The following is a 5,104-nucleotide window of genomic DNA, read 5'->3' as shown; positions in this document are numbered from 1 at the left end:
GAGGATCTTATGGTATTGTTGTAAATATTGTTGTAATTGCACTTTTCAAACCCATAAGTTGTCAGGTATATTCCATTTGAATCCTTTATGGTCACATCATTGGAATAGATGTTATTGTAATGTGACTCTCCAAGGAGGATTCCAGCACGCTTCCAGGACATGTTCATATAGCCAGTGAATGTAGTTTCAAAAACATTGTCATGTATATTGCAATAGGTGGAGCCTACCAAAAGGGTCGGATTACTGTTTGCACCAGTGGAATAGGCATTGCATTTGAAGATGTTTACATGGCTTGAGGAAACAACGTATATGCAAGGATGCTTCTCAAGGTTTACTGTAAATTTTAAATTGGAAACATTTGAATAGATTGAGGAGTTCACATTCTCGTATTTCACTACACAATTGGTTAGGTAAGCGTTCTTTAGACTGCTTGTGATTGAACAAGGGATTGTAAAAGTAAAATTCACTTTATTGAAGTTTCCAGACAAGTCAATGATGTCTCCTGACTTGACAATTGAGGTATTCACATAGCCGTTTTTGAAATATTTTGTATAGTTGGAAGGGCTTACCTTATGCACATTTCCACTTGAGCTTGCTGATAGAAAATCATTTTGAGCAATATTCTCATCAGCAATGAGTTCATCCTTACCATCTTCATCAGCCATTTGGTTAGAATAAGAAACTGCTGAGAGATCATCCTTTTCCTCATCCGAGGAAACCTCGTCAATTGAAATTTCCTGGATATCCACATCATCAACAGAAGTTTGAATATTGTCACTATCTACAGTAGATGCACTTGTAAATGAAATGCTTAAAAAGATTATTATGATTGACAATATGCAAATCTTACTTAATTTTTTCATAATTCCACCAAATGATTTTAAATTGAATTTAGTTTTTTGCAAATAAAATTTATATTATAGATTAATTTTTTTATTTTATTATATATTAATTATTTGATAATCTTTTTAAGAAATTGATTTAAGGAAATTGATTTGAAAAATAGAATGAAAAACAGATATTTATAATAATTAAAAAAGCAAAGAACAGAAAAAATAGTTAATAAAAATACGAACAATTAAAAATTGCCTAAAAAAAAGATAAAAAGAAAAAAGAAAAGAAAGAGTTTAGAAAGGACTTGGAAGTCCCATGTTGACTCTTCTTTCGATTTCTTTTTGACCTTTGTCTTTCTTACCGTTAGCTAATTTCTCGAGTAATTCTAAACCAGGTTTTACATCATCCATTGGTTTGGTTTCGATTACTCCAGCTTCTACAGCTGCGGTAAAGATGTCTGCTCCGTTGTCAGTTCTAGTGAATACAGTGGACCAGCCATCTGGGGAACCTACAGAACCGGTTGATACATCAGCTAATTCTGCAACATAGTCGAGACAGATGTTACATCCTGCTTGTTCGTATCCGTGGGTTTCTTTTAATGCAAGTCCAGATTCTTTTTCAGGATCGGTAATCCAGAATTTTCCTTTACCAATGTCCATTTTGTTAACATTGTCTAAGGAAGAGTGCATTTTACCTTCTACGAAGGTTCTTAATGAGTCTCTTGGGAAGTTTTCCATACAGAAAATACCGATGATTAATGCGAGTTTATCTGCTACAAATCTGGTAGCAAATGGGTAGGATTGCATTTTTCTGAGTCCCATAATTTGACAAGGAGTTCCTACAGTTCCGATTTTTTCAAGACCGTATTGTCTTACAGCTTCTTTGAGTCTGATTGCGTTTGGAGAGAAGGTGTATTTGGTACCTGCTGCTGCAATGATTTCTTCTGGAGTCATTGCAATAGTTGGTTCAGGTTTCCATGCGTCTTCAGTATCTCCAGCAACAATAGCTCCTTCAATGATGTTTTCTTCTAAAGCGTAGCATAATAATGCGCTTACGATTCCACCATCTTGTGCGACTTTTTGGATTGCTTTGTCAGTAGCTCTTGCAGATACTACTTCTTTATATGTACCGAATGCCATTTTACTTCCTCCTATAATCCTAAGTCTTTTTTAATTTGCTCAGCAGGGAACCAGGTTCTTGGACAGTGTACACTACATGCACCACATTTAATACATCTGTTTTTATTGTGGGATGGTCTACCTTCTACCATTTCAAGAGCTCTGGTTGGACATGCTAATACACAAGTTCCACAACCACAACATAATGCTTTGCTTACAACGTTGGTTTGTAAGTCACAACCACATGCTAAGTTGCATGCTGCCATGTCTAACATAGGTTGTAAGTAATCCATGTCACCGTTAATTAATGCAACTACTACTTTTGCAATAATTTCAGGGGATGCTGGGCATCCTGGAATAGCACAATCTACTTTAATTAAGTCAGAAATTGGTACAAATGATTCATGTTTTGGTTGAGCTAATTGTCCACCACGTGCGTAACGGGTGAAACAACCAGTCATAGCACAAGATCCAAATGCGCAAACTAATCCTGATTTTTCTCTTACTTCCATAAGTTCTTTAATACTATGTTCATCTTGTAAACAGACAGACCCTTCGACTAATGCTAAATCCATTTCAGGCATTTCCCATAAATCTACTAAAGTTGTTCCGTAAACAATGTCCACCATATCAGTGAGTAAGGTTGAGAGAATGTCATAGTTTTCAGTTAATGACATACCGTCTCCAGTACAACCACTCATGTGAATATATCCTATTTTTGGTTTGTCAGCCACTTTTTCAACCTCCTGTGTTGAAGATTCTTTACTTATTTGCTCAGATGATTCTGCTTGTTTTTTAGCCTCTTCTTCAGCTGCTGCATCAGCCGCTTTTTTAGCATCTTCAGCCGGCTTTGATTGAGCTTCTACTTCGCTTTTAATATCTTGTTTTAATTTAGCTTTTGCTTCATCATCTTCTGCGTCCGGTTTAGCTTCAAGGCCTAAAAATTTTCTTAATTTATTTTTTAATCCATCAAGCATTGCTAAACCCCTTTAAAGTTCATTTAATATCATTTCAATAGCTTTTGGAATTGCCTTTTCAACAGGTTCGGTTAATCCCATATCTACATCAGGTGCAGTTATTTCCGCCGGTTTGCATCCAACAATCACTACTTCTATGCCCATGTCCACCAAATCATGAAGTGGCTCTTCAACAGGCCAAGTATGAGCATTCTCATATTTGCCTTTAGGCATATCGTAAGGACTGAAAATTTTAAGGGTTCCTGGTTCTGCATTCCATTCAACTACATCAACTACAATTACTTTTTTCCAATTGTCATCAGGCATGGAAAAAATGAAATGAGTTGCTCCGGTTCCTGCGTCAATGAACTGAGTGTCTTCCGGCATTTCCATATTATTTTCTTTGAAATAATCCTCTAAAGCATGGATAACCATTGGACCGAAACCATCATCTTTAAACAATACGTTTCCGCATCCAACAACTAATTTTCCTGCGTCATATGGCATAAAATTCCTCTATTAAAACTTTTAAAATTAAATTCTCACCATTTCGTTTTTAACAACTGATCCATCTTCGTCGTCAACTACCATAACGTGAGTTGCACAAGATAAACATGGGTCGTAAGCTCTGATTACGTGAGGTCCCCATTCGTGATGGAATCCTTCAGTTGCAGGACCCATAGTTGGGATGTTCCAAGTAGTTGGTACTAATGCACTGTAGAAAGCGGTTTTTCCGTCTTTTACTTGTGCCATGTGAATATCAGTTCCTCTAGGAGCTTCTACTACACCGATACCTAATTTGTTGGTTCCTCTTGGGTCGAAATCTGCGAGGGTATTAGCAGCAGTGTCTAATTCATCTAAGATAGCAATAGCTCTGGAAAGGTAAGTTTTCATTTCACGAGCTCTAGCTAAGTGTTGAGCTACAACACCTTTTTCTTTATAACCTTGGAATTTGTCTAATCTTGCTCTTGGTCCGGTTTCTACTGCTAAACCATCGTATAATGGTACAGTAGTACAACATCTTTTACCGATTTCTGGGTCATCATACCATAATTCAGGTACAATTTCAGTGAATCTGTCAAGATCGAAAAATTCTCTTTTACCGTAAATGACGTCACTTGCAAATACAGGAGCAGTGATAGCACCTAATCCTTCAGGAATGTCCTTTTCGAGGATTAAGTTGGTCATTAATTCAACGTGGTTGTCTACTACAGGAACTAATGCTTTCATTCTGGTGTATAATTTTTTACGTGCAAGTTCAGATAAGTTTCTTGCCATACCACCGATTCTGATATCAGATGGGTGGATACCTTCACCAGCTACCATATCAACAACATATTGTGCTGTTTTTCTGATAGTTCCAACACTGTCTACTGCAGTTTTGAAAAGATCTTCAGGTACAAAGTCAGGAGCAACTAAGAAATGGTGAATTGCGTGACTGTTTAAGTTAGAAGATGCGATTGTTAATTCTCTTAACAATGCAGCTGCTTTTGGAATTTCAATGCCTAAAGAATCATCCATTGCTTCAACAGATGCCATTGTATGAGGTACTGGACATACCCCACAGATTCTTTGACAAAGAACTGGTGCAGTCTCAGGTGCTTTACCTGTAACCATTTTCTCTAAGCCTCTGACAGGTGTGATACTGAAGTATCTACCTTTGGTAACGATCCCTTCATCGTCAATTTCCATGACTAATTCCGCATGACCTTCTTGACGAGATGTTGGGGATATAACTATTTTATCGCTCAAATGTGTCACCTCTTATTTTATTTAAAATTTTAAAAGTTAGAAACTAACATTATTAATATTTAATACTAATTTAATATAAATTAACCTTTTAAAATCAAAAAGAAACATTTAAATACTTTTATTTGTTAGGTTTGCCTAAATTCATGTAAAAAATCAAAAATTCGTTAAGAATTCTTAAAAAGTTAAAAAAACAAGCTCATAGGCAGGATATAAAATCAATTAATTAGGTTAAGCTAAAAAATAAAAATGATTAATCATGACAAATTCATGATGATAAATTTTTTAAATTTTTATGAATTTTTATATAAAAAGTATTACTTTTTAGCAAAAAATAGATTGAAAATTTTGCATGAAAATATAAGATTTTTTATTGAAAAATTTAATGAAAAAAATTATAAAAAATGTATGAAAATTTTATGAAAATTTTATGAAAAAATATAGTGC

5 protein-coding genes are annotated in these 5,104 nt (G+C 35.2%); all 5 read right to left on the bottom strand.

Annotation, left to right across the window (positions count from 1 at the left end; genetic code table 11):
• Positions 1-863 (bottom strand): hypothetical protein (locus tag ACKI32_RS02330; RefSeq protein ID WP_407413088.1); only part of this gene is annotated, 863 nt, incomplete at its 3' end.
• 264 nt (positions 864-1,127) lie between these two features.
• Positions 1,128-1,973 carry a coenzyme F420 hydrogenase subunit beta gene (gene frhB / locus ACKI32_RS02325; RefSeq protein WP_407413086.1) on the bottom strand — a complete coding sequence of 282 codons (846 nt, stop codon included), beginning with the start codon at positions 1,971-1,973 and terminating at the stop codon, positions 1,128-1,130.
• A gap of 11 nt (positions 1,974-1,984) precedes the next feature.
• Entirely contained in the window at positions 1,985-2,929 is a 945-nt protein-coding gene (gene frhG / locus ACKI32_RS02320) for a coenzyme F420 hydrogenase subunit gamma (RefSeq protein ID WP_407413084.1), read from the bottom strand.
• 12 nt (positions 2,930-2,941) lie between these two features.
• On the bottom strand, positions 2,942-3,415 hold the full coding sequence (gene frhD, locus ACKI32_RS02315) for a coenzyme F420-reducing hydrogenase, FrhD protein (RefSeq protein ID WP_407413082.1): 474 nt from the start codon (positions 3,413-3,415) through the stop codon (positions 2,942-2,944).
• Positions 3,416-3,442: 27 nt separating this feature from the next.
• Positions 3,443-4,660 carry a coenzyme F420 hydrogenase subunit alpha gene (gene frhA / locus ACKI32_RS02310; RefSeq protein ID WP_407413080.1) on the bottom strand — a complete coding sequence of 406 codons (1,218 nt, stop codon included), beginning with the start codon at positions 4,658-4,660 and terminating at the stop codon, positions 3,443-3,445.
• Between the last annotated feature and the right edge of the window lie 444 nt (positions 4,661-5,104).

Origin of the sequence: Methanobrevibacter sp., from assembly GCF_045611865.1 — an archaeon.
In the GTDB taxonomy this organism is placed as follows: Archaea; Methanobacteriota; Methanobacteria; order Methanobacteriales; family Methanobacteriaceae; genus Methanocatella.
The sequence above is the reverse complement of the archived record's forward strand: the minus strand, read 5'-3'. Positions and strand labels throughout refer to the sequence as shown.